This window comes from Lelliottia sp. RWM.1, assembly GCF_016859735.1.
In the GTDB taxonomy this organism is placed as follows: Bacteria; Pseudomonadota; Gammaproteobacteria; order Enterobacterales; family Enterobacteriaceae; genus Enterobacter.
On sequence record NZ_WLVC01000044.1, the window covers coordinates 1 to 20855 of the forward strand.

Here is a 20855-nt window from a genome sequence, read left to right on the forward strand (position 1 = left end):
TGCAGAAAAATGACTGACTGCTGCATTCCACAGCAAAACACCGCCTTATACCCTTTTGCTCACAGACTTATCCACAACCCGACGAAATTTTGAAAATTCGCGAGCACTACGCAAACGTTTTCGTTAAAATGCACGCGAAAAACAAGGATGCCCCGTTAGGGGTGTTAGATGAGTTTTTCGCGGAAAACTCATCTAACGCTCTCTGTAATCGTGAAATCCAGGGGATTTACCATGCAACAACGTCGTCCAGTCCGCCGCGCTTTGCTCAGTGTTTCTGATAAAGCTGGCATCATTGAATTCGCACAGGCACTTTCTGCACGTGGTGTAGAGCTGCTTTCCACTGGCGGTACAGCGCGCCTGTTAGCAGATAAAGGCCTGCCGGTAACCGAAGTGTCCGATTACACCGGTTTCCCAGAAATGATGGATGGACGCGTCAAGACTCTGCACCCGAAAGTTCACGGCGGTATTCTGGGTCGTCGCGGCCAGGATGATGGGATCATGAACCAGCACGGGATCGCACCAATCGATATGGTTGTTGTTAACCTTTACCCGTTCGCCCAGACGGTTGCCCGTGAAGGGTGCTCGCTGGAAGATGCCGTAGAGAATATTGATATCGGCGGCCCAACCATGGTTCGCTCCGCTGCCAAGAACCATAAAGATGTCGCGATTGTAGTAAAGAGCAGCGATTACGAAACCATTATTAAAGAGATGGATGCCAATGAAGGTTCTCTGACCCTCGACACCCGTTTCGATCTCGCCATTAAAGCGTTCGAACACACCGCAGCTTATGACAGCATGATTGCCAACTACTTCGGTAGCCTGGTTCCTGCTTACCACGGCGACAGCAACGAGCCTTCTGGTCGCTTCCCACGCACGCTGAACCTGAACTTCATTAAGAAGCAGGATATGCGTTACGGTGAGAACAGCCACCAGCAGGCAGCCTTCTATATAGAAGAAGAGGTAAAAGAAGCCTCTGTTGCGACAGCACAGCAAGTACAGGGCAAGGCCCTCTCTTATAACAACATTGCTGACACCGACGCGGCACTGGAATGCGTGAAAGAGTTCAGCGAACCCGCATGTGTTATCGTGAAACACGCAAACCCATGTGGCGTCGCGGTAAGCACCTCCATTCTGGACGCTTACGATCGCGCCTACAAAACCGACCCAACCTCAGCCTTCGGCGGCATTATTGCGTTCAACCGTGAACTGGATGCGGAAACAGCCCAGGCCATTATCTCCCGACAGTTTGTAGAAGTGATCATCGCCCCATCCGCAACTGAAGATGCGCTGAACATCACCTCCGCCAAACAGAACGTGCGTGTTCTGATTTGTGGCCAATGGGCTGAACGTGCTCCAGGCCTGGACTTCAAACGCGTCAACGGCGGCCTGCTGGTTCAGGACCGCGATCTGGGTATGGTCACTGCGGGTGATCTGCGCGTTGTTACCAAGCGCCAGCCAACCGAGCAGGAACTGCGTGATGCGCTGTTCTGCTGGAAAGTGGCGAAGTTCGTGAAATCCAACGCCATTGTTTATGCAAAAGAAAACATGACCATCGGGATAGGTGCAGGCCAGATGAGCCGCGTCTACTCCGCGAAAATTGCCGGCATTAAAGCAGGTGATGAAGGTCTGGAGGTGAAAGGCTCCGCCATGGCGTCTGATGCGTTCTTCCCGTTCCGTGATGGTATTGATGCTGCTGCAACTGTCGGCATCACCTGCGTGATCCAGCCGGGTGGTTCTATTCGTGATGATGAAGTCATTGCTGCAGCCGACGAACACGGCATCGCAATGATCTTCACCGATATGCGTCACTTCCGCCATTAATCCACGGAGCAGACAATGAAAGTATTAGTAATTGGTAACGGCGGGCGTGAACATGCCCTGGCCTGGAAAGCTGCGCAGTCTCCGCGAGTAAAAACGGTTTTTGTTGCACCGGGTAATGCGGGTACAGCGCTGGAACCTGCTTTGCAGAACGTCGCTATTGGCGTAACCGATATTCCGGCACTGCTGAGCTTTGCCCAAAACGAGAAAATCGATCTGACCATCGTTGGCCCGGAAGCGCCGTTGGTGATTGGGGTGGTTGATGCATTCCGTGCTGCGGGCCTGAAAATCTTCGGCCCAACAGAAGGTGCTGCACAGCTGGAAGGCTCTAAAGCTTTTACCAAAGACTTCCTTGCACGCCATAAAATCCCAACGGGTGAATACCAGAACTTCACTGAGGTTGAACCGGCACTTGCCTATCTGCGTGAAAAAGGCGCGCCGATTGTGATCAAAGCAGACGGTCTGGCCGCAGGTAAAGGCGTGATCGTGGCAATGACGCTCCAGGAAGCCGAAGACGCTGTTCAGGATATGCTGGCCGGTAACGCCTTTGGCGATGCAGGCCATCGTATCGTGATCGAAGAGTTCCTGGACGGTGAAGAAGCCAGCTTTATCGTGATGGTCGACGGTGAACATGTCCTGCCGATGGCCACCAGTCAGGATCATAAGCGCGTTGGCGATGCCGATACCGGCCCGAACACGGGTGGCATGGGCGCATATTCTCCTGCTCCGGTCGTCACGGATGAAGTCCACCAGCGCACCATGGAACGTATCATTTGGCCAACCATCAAAGGTATGGCGGCAGAAGGCAACACCTACACCGGTTTCCTCTACGCCGGGCTGATGATCGATAAGCAGGGTAATCCTAAGGTTATCGAGTTCAACTGCCGCTTTGGAGATCCAGAAACTCAACCGATTATGCTGCGCATGAAGTCCGACCTGGTGGATCTCTGCCTGGCTGCCTGCGACGGCAAGCTGGACGAGAAAACGTCAGAATGGGACGAACGCGCATCACTGGGTGTGGTGATTGCTGCTGGCGGTTATCCTGGCGACTACAACACGGGCAATGAGATCCACGGTTTGCCGCTGGAGGACGTTGAAGGTGGCAAGGTGTTCCATGCAGGAACGAAGCTCTCTGACGACGATCGTGTTCTGACCAACGGTGGGCGCGTGCTTTGCTCTACGGCGCTCGGGAATACCGTCGCGGAAGCACAGAAACGTGCGTATGCCTTAATGGCGGATATTCGCTGGGACGGCAGTTTTAGCCGACATGACATTGGCTATCGTGCCATTGCGCGTGAGCAAGGCGAGTAATACCCCTAACCCTCTCCCTCAAGGGAGGGGGGATTTACCTCAAAAACTTTTCTCTGTTGGTTGCCAGGTACAGAAATCTTCGTTCGCCACCAGCAGCAGTTGAGAACCTTCCGGCGCTTCAAGCCACGCCACACTCACCTCAACCGACGAATGACGTTGCCGTCGGACAATATGCTCCATCGCCCAGGACTCAAGATCTGGCTTCACTGTTTGTCCTTCACACGTGGTCACTGTGCCATTTGCATGCCAGCGCCCCTGACGCAACATGACTCGTCCCTGACGCAGGGCATCACTGGTCTGGCGAATTTGCTCTGCCCGGTATCGGTATAACGCAATTTGATCGCTGGAGAGTTGCTGCTTTTGACCATGGGTTTCACGCTGCATGAAGCTCAGTTCACCGTGATCATCAAAACGCACGCGGACATGTTCTGGGGTCTTGCTGTAGATATTCAGTTCAATCAGCGAAAGGGTATCGCCCTGCCAGCGGTATTCTGAGGTGGACGTATTACCGGTATGCCACGGACTGAATACTGAGAGAAGGTGGACTTCACCGCCTGAGTCTTTACGCCAAATCCGCACTGCCCCCTGATTATCAGCGTATCCGCTGGCGGTAAACGGTGGCAGAGAAGAATCATGGCTACAGGCTGACAGCAACAGTACGCCCACCAGCACGCGAACACCGCGCCAGACAGACAAAAGGGGCGTTGCCGCCCCTTCGTTAAAACTGTTCACTGCCACGCGTCTTACTTAACAGCGTCTTTCAGTGCTTTACCAGAAACAAATGCCGGCACGTTAGCTGCGGCGATTTTGATTTCTTTACCGGTCTGCGGGTTGCGGCCAGTACGCTCAGCGCGGTGGTTCACTTTGAAGGTACCGAAACCAACCAGTTGTACAGCATCGCCTTCTTTCAGAGACTCAGTAATAGCAGCCAGGGTAGATTCCAGAGCAGCTTTAGCCTGCACTTTAGACAGATCAGCCTTGTCCGCAATTACATCAATCAGTTGAGTCTTGTTCATAAGTTATCCTTTCAATGTGTTTATCGCTTGCTAAGCATCGAGTGCGACGAAAATGCCAAAAAAGCACTCTCCTGCATACACGCACCGATAGCCACTTTTTTTCGCCCCCCAAATGTAGACCAGACGGGGGGCAGAAGGGAAGAGTCGAGGTGCGACAAAACAGGCGTTAAATCACGTTTTGTTGTCTCATTGGTTAAAAATTATACCAATATTGCTCTCACCGGCCTCACGTAAGTCCGCACGCAGGCCTTTAATCAGTTCAATATCGCGTTCTTCGCAGTCTGCAAGAAGTCGGAATATTTCCCACTGAATATCCCATTCTTGCTCTACTGCCGGGTTTGCCCGGAGCTCTTCGTCGGTCATTTCTCGACCTTCTTGCGTCATTTCCAGCATTGCAACGCTGGTAATTGATGCCTTACTCACTTCGATTGCATGTTCCAGTGTTTCGCCGCTCAGACGCGAATGAATCAGCTCGCTGAGTGCTACGCACGCATCGATAGCCGGATAGACACCATACACATCATAGTCATCCGCTGCCGGGATCGCCTCTTCCAGCTTTTCCAGTTGGGAATCAAAGTTCACTTTTGCATCTTTGACCGTCAGCGTTTCCCAAATTAGATCGAGAATACGGCGATAAATCTGACCTTCACCAAACTCAGTCTGCTTGCAGAACATCGCATAGTTCGGGTACATGCGCTCACACAGGCAGGCCATAAACGTGACGTGCTGCCAGCTTTCCAGCTTCTCAAGGCGCAGATGAATCGGGTTTTGTAACATGATGATGTCTCAGAATCGGAAATTAGCGGCAGTTTACCTGAATCACCGCTGAATTTCCTGCCAACGAATAAATGTCGGACGCTCTGATGCAACCGCATCAGCCCAGCGTGTCGGCTCCGGTAAACGATAGTTTCGGGTACAACGCTGTACCCATGCCAGAGCGCTATCCATACCAACACGGTGACCGGTGGAGACAAAAAGCGGATTACAGCGTGCTTTGCTCCGCCATACCCACGCCAGTTGTTCACCTTTATCGATAAGCGAGGCCAGTGCTCCTTGTTCGGTCGGAAGTGGTTCAAATGCACCACAGAGGCGTTTTTTCGCGACCCCAATAGTGGGGACATCCACCAGCAGGCCAAAGTGGCTGGCGACACCTAGCCGGCGCGGGTGGGAAATACCGTGACCATCAACAAAGACCAGATCGGGTTTTTGTGAAAGTTTCTCCCACGCAGCAAGCAACGCGGGGTATTCACGAAAAGAGAGGAAACCAGGAATGTAAGGCAGCATGGTGGCAATGCGTGCCACTTTGTACTCCACCAGCTCAAGTGAGGGATAGCGTAACAGCACGATCGCCGCCCGCGTCACTTCGCCCCCCTGTTCAAAACCGACATCAGCCCCCGCGATCAATTGCGGAGGGTCTCTCTCCAGACAATCATGTCTGATCACGGATGACGCGAGTTCGATTTGCTCTGCGCGAAGCGACGCAAGATCCATACTACGTCCTACTGGTGATACTGGGCGGAAAGTCGGTGTACCGACTCTACAAACACGCCCGCATGTTCTGGTGGTACGTCCTGATGAATACCGTGGCCCAGATTGAAGACATGGCCTTCACCCTGGCCAAATCCAGCCAGAATGGTCGCTACTTCTTCCTCGATCCGCGCAGGCTGAGCATACAACATGGAAGGGTCCATATTGCCTTGCAGCGCGACCTTATCGCCAACCCGACGGCGGGCATCGGCGATATCGGTCGTCCAGTCCAGCCCAAGAGCATCACACCCGGTCGCAGCCATCGCTTCCAGCCATTGGCCGCCACCTTTGGTGAACAGCGTAACCGGTACACGGCGGCCATCGTTTTCGCGCAACAGCCCATCCACAATTTTGTGCATGTAGTGCAGCGAGAACTGCTGATAATCACGCCCGGTCAGCACACCTCCCCAGGTATCGAAAATCATCACCGACTGCGCACCTGCTTTAATCTGTGCATTGAGGTACAGCGTGACGCTCTTCGCCAGCTTATCGAGCAACGCATGCAGAACCAGGGGTTCGGCATACATCATCTTTTTAATCATGGTAAAAGCTTTACTGCTACCACCTTCAACCATATAGGTTGCCAGCGTCCATGGGCTGCCGGAGAAACCAATCAGCGGGACTTCGCCTTTTAGCTCACGTCGAATTGTACGAACAGCGTTCATCACGTAACCCAGCTCTTGCTCCGGGTCCGGGATTGACAGCTTATCCACATCGGCTTTGCTTTTTATCGGTGAACTAAAACGTGGGCCTTCGCCGGTTTCAAAATACAGCCCAAGACCCATTGCATCCGGAATGGTCAGAATGTCCGAAAAAAGAATCGCTGCATCCAGCGGATAACGACGCAACGGCTGGAGTGTCACTTCACAGGCCAGCTCTGCGTTTTTGCACAGTGACATAAAATCGCCCGCTTGCGCGCGCGTGGCTTTGTACTCCGGCAGATAGCGCCCTGCCTGACGCATCATCCACACAGGGGTGACATCAACGGGCTGGCGCAGTAGCGCACGCAGATAACGATCGTTCTTCAGTTCGGTCATTTTTGCAGTTCCTTAAGCGTTATGCCGCCAGTGTATACACAAAATCATTCAAAGTGGATCAAGCAGGCCATTTGAACGATAAAGCCGTTGCATCACATCATTCATACTCGGCCCGGCACATTGCGACGGTATCTTCTATCAGGCGACGCGCCACCGTACCTGGCGGAGGTAATAGCGGTAAATCGTCATAACGATACCAGTTCGCTTCCAGCAGCTCTTTTTGGTCGATAACAATCTCGCCGCTAGCGTAGTCAGCCATAAATGCCGTCATCAGCGATTGGGGGAATGGCCAGGGTTGCGAGGTCACGTAGCGCAGGTTTTTGACTTTGATACTGCTCTCTTCCATCACCTCACGCGCAACTGCTTGTTCCAGCGTCTCGCCCACTTCGACAAACCCCGCTAACACGGTATGCACACCGTTGCGATGACGGGTATGTTGGGCCAGCAAAATGGAGTCGTCACGCCGGATGGCAACGATAATGCACGGCGCAATTTGTGGGTAATAGCGCTCGCGACAGTGGCTGCACAGCATCGCCCATTCGGTTTTGCTTGAGTGCATGGTGTGACCGCAGTAGCCACAATATTTATGCGAACGATAAAATTCAGCCAGTTGCACAGCCCGGCCCGCTAACTGGAACAGGCCGACATCAAGATCAAGTACCTGGCGAACCGATCCCATCTCCTGACGTCGTGGCTGTTGGATCAACCACGCGGGATCGCCCTGCCATTCGCCGATCCTGAGTGCGCTTTGCCCCACAAGATCGAAATTTCCTGCCGCGCCATATGGTATTTCTCCGGCAGGCAACCATAATTTTTGTTCGTGGCTGATGAACCACCAGCCGCGATCCGATTTTTCAATAATACGATCCATATCTATTGCACTACCTTCGCTTCACTGACATGTTGTTAGCATTGTGATGACATTTTTGGGTGAGCAGCTTTAATTCTAAACCTTGCGGAGTCGAACATGTTAAACCAGCTAGAAAGCCTGACAGAGCGCGTTGGAGGAAGTAATAAACTGGTGGATCGCTGGCTACATGTGCGCAAGCATCTGCTCGTAGCTTATTACAATCTGGTCGGTATTAAGCCTGGCAAAGAATCCTATATGCGGCTGAACGAAAAAGCACTGGATGATTTTTGTCAGAGCCTGGTCGACTACCTGTCCGACGGCCATTTCAACATTTATGAACGCATTATCCGCGAAATGGAAGGTAGCAGCCCGTATTTAACAGCAACCAAGCTTTATCCGTTGCTGGAAGCCAATACCCAGAAAATCATGGATTATTACGATTCCACACTCGAAAACGCGATTGACCATGATAACTACCTGGAATTTCAGCAGGCGTTATCCGATCTCGGCGAAGCCATGGAAGCGCGATTTACGCTGGAAGACAAGCTGATCGCCCTCGTACTGGATAACAATTTGAAAGCCAGCAACGAAGATAACATCGCGCGGCCTGCTTGAGTTCTTAGTCGTTAACGAGTAGTTTACAAACACCGCTCCTGCACTGCAGGAGTGTTTTCTTGTCGGAGTGCCCAGTACTGATGTGTATACAGATGTACGGGCTGAGACCGTTAATTCGGGATCCGCGGAACCTGATCAGGCTAATACCTGCGAAGGGAACAAGAGTCAATCTGCTGTTGTATCGCCTTTGGGCGATCCTTCCTCTTGCTTCATCCGTCGTCTGACAAGCCATGTCCTTCACTTTTGGAATGAGCTATGTCTGCACCTAAACTGACCCGCCGCGAACAACGCGCGCAAGCACAACACTTCATCGATACGCTGGAAGGCACAGCGTTCCCGAACTCAAAACGTATCTATATCACAGGCTCCCAACCCGATATCCGCGTACCCATGCGCGAAATCCAACTGAGCCCAACGCTCATTGGCGGGACCAAAGATAATCCGCAGTTTGAAGAGAATGAAGCCATCCCGGTATACGATCCGTCGGGTCCCTACGGCGATACGGAGATCGCAATTAACGTTCAGCGCGGTCTGGCAAAGATGCGCCAACCGTGGATAGATGCCCGTAACGACAGTGAATCACTCTCCGATCGCAGTTCTGCTTACACAAAAGAGCGTCTGGCTGATGATGGCCTGGATGAACTGCGCTTTACAGGCCTGCTGACGCCAAAACGCGCGAAAGCAGGTAAATGCGTGACGCAGCTGCACTACGCACGCCAGGGCATCGTGACGCCTGAGATGGAATTTATCGCTATTCGCGAAAACATGGGGCGTGAGCGTATCCGCAGTGAAGTGTTGCGCCACCAGCACCCAGGCGAAGGTTTTGGCGCACGCCTGCCTGAGAACATTACACCGGAATTTGTGCGTAATGAAGTCGCCGCTGGCCGCGCCATTATTCCCGCCAATATCAACCACCCGGAATCAGAGCCGATGATCATTGGCCGTAACTTCCTGGTCAAGGTCAATGCCAACATTGGCAACTCAGCAGTGACCTCCTCCATCGAAGAGGAGGTGGAAAAACTGGTCTGGTCGACACGCTGGGGAGCCGATACCGTGATGGACCTGTCCACGGGCCGTTATATTCACGAGACCCGCGAATGGATCCTGCGTAACAGCCCTGTGCCAATAGGTACGGTTCCGATCTACCAGGCGCTGGAGAAGGTGAACGGGATCGCTGAAGATCTCACCTGGGAAGCTTTCCGCGATACCTTACTGGAACAGGCCGAGCAAGGCGTTGACTACTTCACGATTCACGCGGGTGTCCTGTTACGTTACGTGCCGATGACCGCCAAACGCTTGACCGGAATTGTCTCTCGCGGTGGATCTATCATGGCAAAGTGGTGTCTGTCGCATCACCAGGAAAACTTCCTCTACGAACACTTCCGCGAAATTTGCGAAATCTGCGCCGCATACGATGTTTCACTGTCGCTGGGTGACGGCCTGCGTCCTGGCTCCATTCGTGATGCTAACGATGAGGCACAATTTGCCGAGCTGCACACTCTGGGAGAGCTGACCAAAATCGCCTGGGAGTATGACGTCCAGGTGATGATTGAAGGCCCGGGCCACGTGCCGATGCAGATGATCCGCCGCAATATGACCGAAGAGCTGGAACACTGCCATGAAGCGCCGTTCTACACTCTGGGGCCGCTTACGACCGATATCGCTCCAGGTTACGACCATTTCACCTCCGGGATTGGTGCAGCGATGATCGGCTGGTTCGGCTGTGCCATGCTCTGCTACGTGACGCCGAAAGAGCATCTCGGTTTGCCAAACAAAGAGGACGTGAAGCAAGGGCTGATTACTTACAAAATCGCCGCTCACGCAGCGGATCTGGCCAAAGGCCATCCGGGGGCCCAGATCCGCGATAACGCCATGTCGAAAGCGCGCTTTGAATTCCGCTGGGAAGACCAGTTTAACCTGGCGCTAGATCCGTTCACCGCCCGCGCCTACCACGATGAAACGCTGCCGCAGGAATCAGGCAAAGTGGCACACTTCTGCTCCATGTGCGGGCCAAAATTCTGTTCGATGAAAATCAGCCAGGAAGTGCGCGATTACGCGGCAGCCCAAACCATCGAAGTGGGTATGGCAGATATGTCAGAAAACTTCCGCGCCAAAGGCGGCGAAATCTACCTCAAAAAAGAGGAGGCGTAATGTATCAGCCCGATTTTCCCCCCGTGCCTTTCCGTTTAGGGCTTTATCCGGTGGTGGATAGTGTGGAGTGGATTAAGCGTCTGCTGGAAGCAGGCGTACGTACGATCCAGCTTCGCATCAAAGACAAACGGGATGAAGAGGTGGAGGCCGACGTGGTCGCAGCCATTGAACTCGGACATCGTTATGATGCCCGCCTCTTTATCAACGATTACTGGCAACTGGCGATCAAGCACAAGGCCTATGGCGTGCATCTCGGTCAGGAAGATCTGGAGACAACTGATCTCCGCGCCATTCGCCAGGCGGATTTGCGCCTTGGCGTCTCGACGCACGACGATATGGAAATTGATATCGCACTGGACGCCCGCCCATCCTATATCGCACTCGGTCACGTCTTTCCGACACAAACCAAACAGATGCCGTCAGCCCCTCAGGGGCTGGTGCAACTGGCTGGCCATATCCAGCGTCTGGCGGATTACCCTACTGTCGCCATCGGCGGGATCAGCCTTGAACGCGCTTCTGCTGTTCTGGCGACCGGCGTCGGCAGTATCGCCGTTGTCAGTGCCATAACCCAGGCTACCGACTGGCAAGCCGCGACAGCACAGCTCTTAGAACTGGCAGGAGAAGGCGATGAACGACCATGATTTTATGCGTTACAGCCGTCAGATCCTGCTGGATGACATCGCTATCGACGGCCAGCAAAAACTGCTCGCCAGCCGGGTGCTGGTTGTTGGTCTTGGCGGATTAGGCGCACCGGCGGCCCTGTACCTGGCAGGCGCTGGAGTCGGTACGCTGGTGCTCGCCGATGACGATGACGTACATCTGAGCAATCTCCAGCGCCAAATTCTCTTTACGACGGAGGATATCGACCAGCCTAAAGCGCATATCACCCGACAAAGGTTGAATCAGTTGAATCCTGATATTGACCTGATCGCAATTCAGGAGCGGCTAAGTGGGGAAAAACTGCAGCACGAAGTCGCGCTTGCCAGTGTGGTGCTGGACTGCACCGACAACATGGCAACGCGCCAGGCCATTAACGCCGCCTGTGTAGAGAACAATACGCCACTGATCACCGCCAGTGCGGTCGGTTTTGGCGGGCAAATGATGGTTCTGACACCACCGTGGGCACAGGGATGTTACCGCTGCTTATGGCCAGATGACATCGAGCCTGAGCGCAACTGCCGCACGGCTGGCATCCTTGGCCCGGTCGTGGGCGTCATGGGAACACTGCAGGCGCTGGAGACACTCAAGCTGCTCAGCGGCATGGAGACGGAACGCAATACTCTGCGACTGTTTGATGCCCGATCCAGCGGCTGGCGGCATCTGGCCTTACAGCGGGCCCACCATTGCCCGGTCTGCGGAGGCCACCATGCGCATTCTGTTTAACGATGAGCCGATGCAGTGTGATGAGGGGCTGACTATTGCCGCGTTACTCGACACGTTACGTCAGCTAAAGCCAGGTGCTGCCCTGGCGCTTAATCAACAGATCCTGCCGCGTGAGCAGTGGGAGCATCAGCAGGTGCGCGAAGGCGACCATATCCTGCTGTTTCAGGTTATCGCAGGGGGTTGAGATGTTACGCATTGCCGACAAAATATTTGATTCACATCTGTTTACCGGAACCGGAAAATTCGCCTCTCCACAGTTGATGGTCGATGCCATCCGCGAAAGCGGCAGCCAGCTTGTCACTCTGGCGATGAAACGGGTAGACCTGCGTAATCACAACGACGCTATCCTTGCCCCACTGCTGGCAGCTGGCGTCACGCTGCTGCCAAACACCTCAGGAGCAAAAACCGCCGAAGAGGCTATCTTTGCCGCCCAGTTAGCACGGGAAGCGCTCGGAACCCACTGGCTAAAGCTGGAAATCCATCCTGACGTTCGCTGGCTTCTTCCCGACCCAATCGAAACGCTGAAAGCGGCAGAAAAGCTGGTGAAGCAAGGGTTTATCGTCCTGCCTTATTGCGGCGCGGACCCTGTGTTATGCAAACGGCTGGAAGAAGTGGGTTGTGCGGCAGTGATGCCATTAGGCGCGCCTATTGGCTCCAACCAGGGGCTGGAAACACGCGCAATGCTGGAAATCATTATCGAGCAGGCAACCGTACCTGTTGTTGTGGATGCCGGTATTGGTGTCCCGAGCCATGCAACCCAGGCTCTGGAAATGGGTGCGGATGCCGTTCTGGTCAACACGGCGATTGCAGTGGCTGACGATCCAGTGATGATGGCCCGCGCTTTCCGTCTGGCAGTGGAAGCCGGTATGTTGGCACGCCAGTCTGGTCCTGGTTCACGCAGTTTTCAGGCACAAGCCACCAGCCCCCTGACCGGATTTCTGGGGGCATTATCATGAGTACGTTTACCGACCGCTGGCGACAACTCAACTGGGACGATATTCGCCTGCGAATCAACAGTAAAACGCCAGCCGATGTTGAGCGCGCGTTAACCACACGTCATGTCACCCGTGAAGATATGATGGCCCTGCTTTCGCCTGCGGCCAGCGCATATCTGGAGCCAATGGCACAGCGCGCGCAGCGGCTTACCCGACAACGGTTTGGCAATACGGTCAGTTTTTACGTTCCGCTTTATCTTTCCAACCTGTGCGCCAACGACTGTACCTACTGCGGCTTTTCCATGAGCAACCGTATTAAGCGTAAAACGCTTGATGAAGGCGAAATCGCGCGCGAGTGTGCGGCTATTCGGGAGATGGGTTTCGAGCATCTACTGCTGGTCACCGGAGAACACCAAGGGAAGGTCGGGATGGATTATTTCCGCCAGCACCTGCCTGCCATTCGCCGCGAATTTGCGTCGCTACAGATGGAAGTCCAGCCTCTGTCACAGGAAGACTATACAGAGCTGAAAACCCTCGGACTGGATGGCGTAATGGTATACCAGGAAACGTACCATGAAGCGATGTACGCGCAGCATCATCTGAAGGGGAAAAAGCAGGATTTCTTTTTCCGTCTTGAGACGCCGGACCGGTTGGGACGCGCCGGAATCGATAAAATCGGCCTGGGTGCACTCATTGGCCTGTCTGATAGCTGGCGAGTGGACTGCTATATGGTTGCTGAACATTTACTGTGGCTTCAACAGTACTACTGGCAGAGTCGCTACTCCATCTCCTTCCCGCGGTTGCGTCCCTGCGCAGGTGGAGTCGAACCTGCCTCGCTGATGGATGAACGCCAGCTGGTGCAAACTATCTGCGCATTTCGTCTGTTAGCGCCGGAAGTCGAATTATCTCTCTCAACACGGGAATCTCCGGCATTTCGTGACCAGGTGATCCCCCTTGCAATTAACAACGTCAGTGCCTTTTCCAAAACGCAGCCGGGTGGCTATGCTGACGATCATCCCGAGCTGGAGCAGTTTGCCCCTCATGATGGTCGTCGCCCTGAGGACGTGGCTGATGCGCTGACTGCGCAAGGTCTACAACCGGTATGGAAAGACTGGGACAGCTGGCTGGGGCGTACCTCGCACGTACGCTGAAACGGCATGTAACTGCATCAAAAGATTACGTGGCCGCTCGGGGAATCACGATTGCACAATTGTCAGGTTTCCCCCTTTTTTTTACTCTTACGTCGTTAGCAACGGACGCTGACCAGGGCGAAAAGCTTCTTCCTCGTTTCGCCCTGCCTTCATCAGAAGGACATAAACTAAAGTTGAATAGACCAAAAAAAATAATCACTTTCTTATCTATTCTTAAGATAAATCATCCTGCCTTCAGGAGGTGGCAGTATAATTAACGAGCAATATCCTTGAATTAGCACGGCTAGCAAGGAGTGTTCGTTTTAACGCTTAACATTTCTGGAACGACTTACAACTCATGGCACTTAAAAGCAGAAAACTTTCTTTTACTACACCGATTATGGTGAGTTTCTCAGGTATCCTGCTCAGCTTCGTGTTGATTGCTGTGTTTATTACTTTCACCCAGCGAAGTGATTTTCTTGAGGATTATCATAAGATCAATCGCAACTTCACCCATAATCTGGCGGTGAATTATACGGAGTCAATTTTACGCGAGAATGACTATATCCTTGCTCATGCAGTGACCTTCTTTTCCCGAAATAACCAACTCGACAACACCATCAATGGTGATCCTGAGAAAGGGCTGCAGCTCCTGATGCAACTGCAAAACCTGATGCCAATGGTTTCGTCGATCTCACTGGCAGACACTGCAGGACACTATCTTCGCGCACCCGAAGTGCTGTCTACCGATAAAAGTGCAACCTTTGATGCACGCACCCGCCCATGGTTTATTGCCCAGGCAGAAACAAGCTCGTTCAGTCGATATACCAGCCCCTATATTGATTATTTTCTCAAGCACCCCACGATCACAATCTATAAGCCTGTGATATCTCCAGGGGGAAGACTAAAAGGCACGCTGGCATTTCATCTCGATTTAACGTCAATGAGCTATACCTTGCGTCAGATGGTTGCCCCGGTACAGGGTGAATTTTACATTGTAGAGCGCGATGGAAAAGTCGTTCTGCACCCTGACTCTGGCATGCTCTTTAAGAGACATGTCAGTGAAAAGCTGATGGAGCAAATGACCAGCGGCGAAGGGCATATCTATGACAAGAAAACCCGAACCTGGTATTACTACTATTCCTTTACCAACCCGGACTGGTTCGTGATCTACCAGGTCTCCGGGGCCACCCTTAACGAGCTGACTCGCCATGAAACGACCATCATAGGATGGGGATTTTCACTGGCTGCGATAATTATCATCCTGTTTGGGCTGTACTTACGTCATGCCTCAAGCACCATCCTGATGAACATCATTAATGCGATAAAGACTGGGGATGTCAGTCGAACCCCTCGTCTTGAGGCAATGCTCAGTCATACGATTCAGTCAAATAAAGAGCGCGAAATGGCTTATGTTCGCCAGGCCACCCACGATGCGCTGACGGGCTGTAAGAATCGTCGGGCATTCGACAGTGATATCGCTGAACTGATGAATAACCATCAACCCTTCGCGCTGGCATTGGTTGATATCGATAACTTTAAATCCATCAACGATACCCTGGGCCATCTGAGCGGCGATATCGTCCTGCGTAACGTGGCACGTGAAGGGCTGCAAGTCATGCAGCCGCATAATATTTCCGTGTATCGCTATGGTGGTGAGGAATTTGCCGTTATCTTCCCGGCAGAGTTACTCAATTCAGCTTCCGCGATTCTGGAAGGATGGCGCATTGCGGTTGAAAAACGCATCTGGCGGGAAGAAAATCTTCATGTGACCTTTAGTGCCGGGCTCGGTGAGTGGCAATTCGAGCCGCTGGAGCAGTTTGTTGGCAGCGTCGATAGCGCGCTCTACCGCGCCAAACAACAGGGCAAAAATCGGATTTTAAACACATCAGACAGCTAATAACTCCCCCTTTTCTGTGCCCGTTTCTGCGGGCACATTTCTTTCTGCGTTAAAATTGTAACCGGTTTCAGAAAAAACCAGATTTCTTTGTGATGCCTGACACACAATCACGGTAAAGCGGTTGTTGAAGCTATCTGCTCGCGATAATTATCAATAAACACATGTACATCGAGGCTGACTATGAAAAACATCGTTTTATGCTGTGCAGCGGGCATGTCGACCAGCATGCTGGTTCAGCGCATGAAAGACGCTGCGCAGAAAAAAGGAATCGAAGTAAACATCAAAGCCGTGCCCGTCGCGGAGTTTAAAGACAATATTGCCGCTGCCGACATCGTGTTACTGGGGCCACAGGTAAAATACGAACTGGCAAAACTTCAGGCTCAGGCTGAACCGCTTGGCAAACCTGTCGCGGTGATCGACATGATGGATTACGGCATGATGAAAGGTGATGCCGTACTGGAAAAAGCGCTCAAAATTCTGGAGTCATAATGGAAGATTTAGAAACTACCATCATGGAACTGCTGGTCAACGCAGGTGCAGCACGCAGCGCTGCTCTTACGGCATTGCAGCTGGCGCGCAAAGGCGACTTTGACGAAGCCGAAAAAGCGATGGAAGAGTCACGTGAATACGTGAAACATGCGCACACTATCCAGACGCAACTTATTGGTCTTGATGAAGGTACAGGGAAACTGCCGGTCAATCTGATCACTGTACACTCACAGGATCATCTGATGAATGCGATGGTCATTCAGGACCTGGCGGGCGATATGATTGAACTTTACCGCCGACTGCCACTGATTAATTGAAAAAAAACCGGTGGGACGACGCTTACCGGACCTATAACTCCCATAAAAAAAACCCGCCGAAGCGGGTTTTTTTATTAGCTGCATCAACGATTAATCGTTGTCGGAACCGCCCAGACCTGCGTTCAGCAGTTCTGCCAGGCTCGCCGTTGCATCTTCAGCAGTTACCTGCGGTGCAACCGGAGTTTCACCCGCTGCACGACGACGCATACGATCCTGATGGTACGCATAACCCGTACCAGCCGGAATCAGACGACCCACGATTACGTTCTCTTTCAGACCGCGCAGTTCATCACGTTTACCCGCAACAGCTGCTTCAGTCAGGACACGCGTGGTCTCCTGGAACGATGCTGCGGAGATGAAGGACTCGGTTGCCAGAGACGCTTTGGTGATACCCAGCAGGTCGCGTGCATAGGTTGCCGCCACTTTGCCGTTCGCTTCCAGATCGCGGTTGGCGATCTTGACGCGAGAGTATTCCACCTGCTCGCCTTCCAGGAAGTCGGAGCTACCAGCGCTTTCGATGGTTGCTTTACGCAGCATCTGACGAACGATAACTTCAATGTGTTTATCGTTAATCTTAACGCCTTGCAGACGATAAACGTCCTGTACTTCGTTGGTGATATAACGCGTTACCGCGTGTACGCCACGAAGACGCAGGATGTCGTGCGGTGCTTCCGGACCGTCGGAAACCACGTCACCACGTTCTACACGTTCACCTTCAAACACGTTGAGCTGACGCCATTTTGGAATCATCTCTTCGTATGGCTCGCTACCGTCTAACGGCGTGATAACCAGACGACGTTTGCCCTTGGTTTCTTTACCGAAGGAAATGATACCGGTAATTTCCGCCAGAATTGCAGGCTCTTTCGGACGACGTGCTTCGAACAGGTCGGCTACGCGTGGCAGACCACCGGTGATATCCTTAGTACCGCTGGATTCCTGAGGAATACGCGCCAGGGCGTCACCAGAGTGAATCTGAGTACCATCTTCCAGCTGAACAATCGCTTTACCCGGCAGGAAGTACTGAGCAGGCATATCAGTACCTGGGATCAGAACGTCGTTACCATTGGCATCAACAATTTTCAGTGCCGGACGCAGGTCTTTACCACCCGCAGTACGTTCAGCAGAATCCAGAACCACCAGAGAAGACAGACCGGTCAATTCGTCGGTCTGACGAGTAATGGTCTGACCGTCGATCATATCAGTGAAGCGGATGAAACCACTTACTTCGGTGATGACTGGCATGGTGTGCGGATCCCAGTTTGCAACGGTTTCGCCGCCAGCAACCTGCTCGCCATCACCTTTAGCCATAACGGAACCGTAAGGCACTTTATAGCTTTCTTTGGTACGACCGAATTCGTCGATCAGTTTCAGCTCAGTATTACGGGAGGTCACTACCAGTTTACCGGCAGAGTTCACAACCGACTTCGCATTGCTCAGACGGATGCTACCTTTGTTTTTCACCTGAATACTGGATTCAGCAGCCGCACGAGATGCCGCACCACCGATGTGGAATGTACGCATCGTCAGCTGTGTACCCGGTTCACCGATGGACTGTGCCGCGATAACACCGATTGCTTCACCTTTATTGATGATGTGGCCACGCGCCAGGTCACGACCATAGCAGTGCGCACATACACCAAAGTCGGTGTCACAGGATACAACGGAACGAACTTTCACGGAGTCAACAGAGTTCTCTTCCAGCAGATCACACCAATGCTCGTGCAGCAGTGTGTTACGTGGAACCAGAATGTCTGCCGTACCCGGCTTAAGAACGTCTTCAGCAGTAACACGACCCAGAACACGATCGCGCAGCGGCTCTTTAACATCACCACCCTCGATAACCGGGGTCATGGTGATACCTTCCAGCGTGCCACAGTCGTCTTCGGTAACCACCAGATCCTGTGCAACGTCAACCAGACGACGCGTCAGATAACCGGAGTTTGCCGTTTTCAGTGCGGTATCCGCCAGACCTTTACGCGCACCGTGCGTGGAGATGAAGTACTGGAGTACGTTCAGACCTTCACGGAAGTTCGCGGTGATCGGCGTTTCGATGATGGAGCCATCCGGCTTCGCCATCAGACCACGCATACCTGCCAGCTGACGAATCTGTGCCGCAGAACCACGCGCACCAGAGTCGGCCATCATGTAGATGCTGTTGAAGGAAACCTGCTGCTCTTCCTGACCGTCACGGTTAATCACGGTTTCGGTTTGCAGGTTATCCATCATCGCTTTGGATACACGATCGTTCGCCGCAGCCCAGATATCGATAACTTTGTTATAGCGTTCGCCTGCGGTAACCAGACCAGACTGGAACTGCTCCTGGATCTCAGCAACTTCAGCTTCCGCTTCAGAGATGATCTCGTGTTTCTTCTCTGGGATGACCATGTCATCAATACCAACAGATGCACCTGAACGCGCTGCATAAGCAAAGCCGGTGTACATTGTCTGGTCAGCGAAGATAACGGTCGGCTTCAGACCCAGAATGCGGTAACAGGTGTTCAGCATTTTGGAGATTGCCTTTTTACCCAGCGCCTGGTTGACGATGGTGAAAGGCAGACCTTTCGGCACGATCATCCACAGAATGGCACGGCCAACGGTCGTGTCTTTCAGGCTGGTTTTCGCAACGAATTCGCCGTTTTCATCTTTTTCATATTCGGTGATACGCACTTTAACGCGCGCATGCAGAGAGGCCAGGCCAGCGCGATAAATACGCTCAGCTTCTTTAGGGCCTGTCAGCACCATGCCTTCGCCTTTGGCGTTAACACAGTCACGGGTCATGTAGTACAGACCCAATACAACGTCCTGAGAAGGAACGATGATTGGCTCGCCGTTCGCTGGGGACAGGATGTTGTTGGTAGACATCATCAGCGCACGCGCTTCAAGCTGGGCTTCCAGCGTCAGCGGTACGTGAACAGCCATCTGGTCACCATCGAAGTCGGCGTTATATGCCGCACAAACCAGCGGGTGCAGCTGGATAGCTTTACCTTCGATCAGTACCGGTTCAAACGCCTGGATACCCAAACGGTGCAGGGTTGGTGCACGGTTCAGCAGTACCGGGTGTTCGCGGATCACTTCGTCCAGGATATCCCAAACAACAGCTTCTTCACGCTCAACCATTTTCTTAGCGGCTTTGATGGTGGTGGCGAGACCACGCAGTTCCAGCTTGCCGTAGATGAACGGTTTGAACAGCTCCAATGCCATTTTCTTCGGCAGACCGCACTGATGCAGACGCAGGTATGGACCTACGGTGATTACAGAACGACCGGAGTAGTCAACACGCTTACCGAGCAGGTTCTGACGGAAACGACCCTGTTTACCTTTGATCATATCGGCCAAAGATTTCAGAGGACGTTTGTTAGAACCGGTGATCGCACGACCGCGACGACCGTTATCCAGCAGGGCATCAACCGCTTCCTGCAGCATACGTTTTTCGTTACGTACGATGATGTCAGGCGCAGCCAGATCCAACAGTCGTTTCAGACGGTTGTTACGGTTGATCACACGACGATACAGATCGTTCAGGTCAGACGTTGCGAAACGGCCACCATCCAGCGGAACCAGCGGACGCAGATCTGGCGGCAGTACCGGCAGAACGGTCAGGATCATCCACTCAGGTTTGTTACCAGACTGAACAAAGGCTTCCAGCAGCTTAATGCGTTTGGTCAGCTTTTTACGCTTGGTTTCGGAGTTGGTTTCGTTCAGCTCTTCGCGCAGAGTTTCACACTCTTGCTCCAGATCCATGCTCTTCAGCAGGGCCTGGATAGCTTCAGCACCCATCTTCGCGTCGAATTCATCACCGAACTCTTCCAGCGCGTCCAGATACTGTTCTTCGGTCAGAATCTGGTTACGTTCCAGGTTCGTCATACCGCCTTCGATAACAACATAAGATTCGAAGTACAGAACACGTTCGATATCGCGCAGCGGCATATCCAGCAGCAGGCCGATACGGGACGGCAGAGATTTCAGGAACCAGATGTGAGCCGTTGGAGACGCCAGCTCGATGTGGCCCATGCGCTCACGGCGCACTTTAGTCTGGGTCACTTCAACGCCGCACTTCTCACAGATCACACCACGGTGTTTCAGGCGCTTGTACTTACCGCACAGGCACTCGTAGTCTTTTACTGGCCCGAAAATACGCGCACAGAAAAGGCCGTCACGCTCAGGTTTGAACGTACGGTAGTTGATGGTTTCCGGCTTCTTAACTTCACCGAAAGACCATGAACGGATCATGTCTGGCGAGGCCAGAGCAATTTTGATCGCATCAAACTCTTCGGTTTTAGTTTGCGCTTTCAGAAACTTTAATAAGTCTTTCACGGATTTGCTCCCGTCGGAGTTAGCACAATCTGGTGTCGAGGATTATCCCGACACCAGTGACC

The 20855-nt window shown here is 52.9% G+C and carries 19 protein-coding genes and 1 riboswitch; of the genes, 12 read left to right on the top strand and 7 right to left on the bottom strand.

The genetic code is table 11. The features are described 5' to 3' along the window. Positions 1-231: 231 nt before the first annotated feature. Positions 232-1821: a bifunctional phosphoribosylaminoimidazolecarboxamide formyltransferase/IMP cyclohydrolase gene (purH, locus tag GF617_RS22000; protein WP_203452454.1), complete on the top strand. Its 1590-nt coding sequence runs from the start codon at positions 232-234 to the stop codon at positions 1819-1821. 15 nt (positions 1822-1836) lie between these two features. Continuing rightward, positions 1837-3129, top strand: coding sequence for a phosphoribosylamine--glycine ligase (gene purD, locus GF617_RS22005; RefSeq protein WP_203452455.1), 1293 nt, complete (start codon positions 1837-1839; stop codon positions 3127-3129). 39 nt (positions 3130-3168) lie between these two features. Here the strand turns inward: purD and GF617_RS22010 are convergent, their stop codons facing one another. The 6 genes from GF617_RS22010 to nudC all read right to left on the bottom strand — a co-directional run bounded on the left by GF617_RS22010 (position 3169) and on the right by nudC (position 7580). After that, complete coding sequence (locus GF617_RS22010) at positions 3169-3861, bottom strand: DUF1481 domain-containing protein (protein WP_203452456.1); 693 nt, start codon at positions 3859-3861, stop codon at positions 3169-3171. A gap of 11 nt (positions 3862-3872) precedes the next feature. Then, entirely contained in the window at positions 3873-4145 is a 273-nt protein-coding gene (gene hupA, locus GF617_RS22015) for a nucleoid-associated protein HU-alpha (protein WP_002445246.1), read from the bottom strand. A 186-nt stretch (positions 4146-4331) separates the two neighbouring features. Then, complete coding sequence (locus GF617_RS22020; RefSeq protein ID WP_181621803.1) at positions 4332-4922, bottom strand: YjaG family protein; 591 nt, start codon at positions 4920-4922, stop codon at positions 4332-4334. 42 nt (positions 4923-4964) lie between these two features. Next, on the bottom strand, positions 4965-5636 hold the full coding sequence (gene nfi / locus GF617_RS22025; RefSeq protein ID WP_203452457.1) for a deoxyribonuclease V: 672 nt from the start codon (positions 5634-5636) through the stop codon (positions 4965-4967). A gap of 8 nt (positions 5637-5644) precedes the next feature. Next, positions 5645-6709 (bottom strand): uroporphyrinogen decarboxylase, encoded by a 1065-nt coding sequence (gene hemE, locus GF617_RS22030; RefSeq protein ID WP_181621801.1) that lies wholly within the window; start codon positions 6707-6709, stop codon positions 5645-5647. A 97-nt stretch (positions 6710-6806) separates the two neighbouring features. Next, positions 6807-7580 carry an NAD(+) diphosphatase gene (nudC, locus tag GF617_RS22035; RefSeq protein ID WP_181621800.1) on the bottom strand — a complete coding sequence of 258 codons (774 nt, stop codon included), beginning with the start codon at positions 7578-7580 and terminating at the stop codon, positions 6807-6809. A 96-nt stretch (positions 7581-7676) separates the two neighbouring features. Here nudC and rsd point away from each other — a divergent pair, with 96 nt between their 5' ends. The 10 genes from rsd to GF617_RS22085 all read left to right on the top strand — a co-directional run bounded on the left by rsd (position 7677) and on the right by GF617_RS22085 (position 16479). Continuing rightward, a complete protein-coding gene (rsd, locus tag GF617_RS22040; RefSeq protein WP_181621799.1) occupies positions 7677-8174 on the top strand; it encodes a sigma D regulator in 498 nt (165 codons plus the stop codon). 53 nt (positions 8175-8227) lie between these two features. Further along, positions 8228-8349, top strand: a riboswitch (TPP riboswitch). Positions 8350-8429: 80 nt separating this feature from the next. Further along, positions 8430-10325 carry a phosphomethylpyrimidine synthase ThiC gene (gene thiC / locus GF617_RS22045; RefSeq protein WP_181621798.1) on the top strand — a complete coding sequence of 632 codons (1896 nt, stop codon included), beginning with the start codon at positions 8430-8432 and terminating at the stop codon, positions 10323-10325. Further along, entirely contained in the window at positions 10325-10966 is a 642-nt protein-coding gene (thiE, locus tag GF617_RS22050) for a thiamine phosphate synthase (protein WP_181621797.1), read from the top strand. Before thiC ends, thiE begins: the two co-directional genes overlap by 1 nt. Further along, entirely contained in the window at positions 10953-11708 is a 756-nt protein-coding gene (locus GF617_RS22055; RefSeq protein ID WP_203452458.1) for a thiazole biosynthesis adenylyltransferase ThiF, read from the top strand. Before thiE ends, GF617_RS22055 begins: the two co-directional genes overlap by 14 nt. Continuing rightward, positions 11692-11892, top strand: coding sequence for a sulfur carrier protein ThiS (gene thiS / locus GF617_RS22060; protein ID WP_181621795.1), 201 nt, complete (start codon positions 11692-11694; stop codon positions 11890-11892). The genes GF617_RS22055 and thiS overlap by 17 nt, the downstream gene beginning before the upstream one ends. A 1-nt stretch (position 11893) precedes the next feature. Continuing rightward, entirely contained in the window at positions 11894-12664 is a 771-nt protein-coding gene (thiG, locus tag GF617_RS22065) for a thiazole synthase (RefSeq protein ID WP_181621794.1), read from the top strand. Next, positions 12661-13794, top strand: a complete 1134-nt coding sequence (gene thiH, locus GF617_RS22070; RefSeq protein WP_181621793.1) for a 2-iminoacetate synthase ThiH — start codon at positions 12661-12663, stop codon at positions 13792-13794. The genes thiG and thiH overlap by 4 nt, the downstream gene beginning before the upstream one ends. A gap of 337 nt (positions 13795-14131) precedes the next feature. Beyond that, positions 14132-15673, top strand: a complete 1542-nt coding sequence (locus GF617_RS22075) for a sensor domain-containing diguanylate cyclase (protein WP_203452459.1) — start codon at positions 14132-14134, stop codon at positions 15671-15673. Positions 15674-15853: 180 nt separating this feature from the next. Continuing rightward, positions 15854-16162: a PTS sugar transporter subunit IIB gene (locus GF617_RS22080; RefSeq protein WP_181621791.1), complete on the top strand. Its 309-nt coding sequence runs from the start codon at positions 15854-15856 to the stop codon at positions 16160-16162. After that, positions 16162-16479 (top strand): PTS lactose/cellobiose transporter subunit IIA, encoded by a 318-nt coding sequence (locus tag GF617_RS22085; RefSeq protein ID WP_181621790.1) that lies wholly within the window; start codon positions 16162-16164, stop codon positions 16477-16479. Before GF617_RS22080 ends, GF617_RS22085 begins: the two co-directional genes overlap by 1 nt. A gap of 90 nt (positions 16480-16569) precedes the next feature. Here GF617_RS22085 and rpoC read toward each other — a convergent pair whose 3' ends face one another. Beyond that, entirely contained in the window at positions 16570-20793 is a 4224-nt protein-coding gene (gene rpoC / locus GF617_RS22090; protein WP_181621789.1) for a DNA-directed RNA polymerase subunit beta', read from the bottom strand. Positions 20794-20855: the final 62 nt, after the last annotated feature.

Coding starts and splice junctions, on each gene's coding strand:
- purH (WP_203452454.1), top strand. CDS start 232: ATGCAACAACGTCGTCCAGTCCGCCGCGCTTTGCTCAGTGTTTCTGAT.
- purD (WP_203452455.1), top strand. CDS start 1,837: ATGAAAGTATTAGTAATTGGTAACGGCGGGCGTGAACATGCCCTGGCC.
- hupA (WP_002445246.1), bottom strand. CDS start 4,145: ATGAACAAGACTCAACTGATTGATGTAATTGCGGACAAGGCTGATCTG.
- GF617_RS22020 (WP_181621803.1), bottom strand. CDS start 4,922: ATGTTACAAAACCCGATTCATCTGCGCCTTGAGAAGCTGGAAAGCTGG.
- nfi (WP_203452457.1), bottom strand. CDS start 5,636: ATGGATCTTGCGTCGCTTCGCGCAGAGCAAATCGAACTCGCGTCATCC.
- hemE (WP_181621801.1), bottom strand. CDS start 6,709: ATGACCGAACTGAAGAACGATCGTTATCTGCGTGCGCTACTGCGCCAG.
- nudC (WP_181621800.1), bottom strand. CDS start 7,580: ATGGATCGTATTATTGAAAAATCGGATCGCGGCTGGTGGTTCATCAGC.
- rsd (WP_181621799.1), top strand. CDS start 7,677: ATGTTAAACCAGCTAGAAAGCCTGACAGAGCGCGTTGGAGGAAGTAAT.
- thiC (WP_181621798.1), top strand. CDS start 8,430: ATGTCTGCACCTAAACTGACCCGCCGCGAACAACGCGCGCAAGCACAA.
- thiE (WP_181621797.1), top strand. CDS start 10,325: ATGTATCAGCCCGATTTTCCCCCCGTGCCTTTCCGTTTAGGGCTTTAT.
- GF617_RS22055 (WP_203452458.1), top strand. CDS start 10,953: ATGAACGACCATGATTTTATGCGTTACAGCCGTCAGATCCTGCTGGAT.
- thiS (WP_181621795.1), top strand. CDS start 11,692: ATGCGCATTCTGTTTAACGATGAGCCGATGCAGTGTGATGAGGGGCTG.
- thiG (WP_181621794.1), top strand. CDS start 11,894: ATGTTACGCATTGCCGACAAAATATTTGATTCACATCTGTTTACCGGA.
- thiH (WP_181621793.1), top strand. CDS start 12,661: ATGAGTACGTTTACCGACCGCTGGCGACAACTCAACTGGGACGATATT.
- GF617_RS22075 (WP_203452459.1), top strand. CDS start 14,132: ATGGCACTTAAAAGCAGAAAACTTTCTTTTACTACACCGATTATGGTG.
- GF617_RS22080 (WP_181621791.1), top strand. CDS start 15,854: ATGAAAAACATCGTTTTATGCTGTGCAGCGGGCATGTCGACCAGCATG.
- GF617_RS22085 (WP_181621790.1), top strand. CDS start 16,162: ATGGAAGATTTAGAAACTACCATCATGGAACTGCTGGTCAACGCAGGT.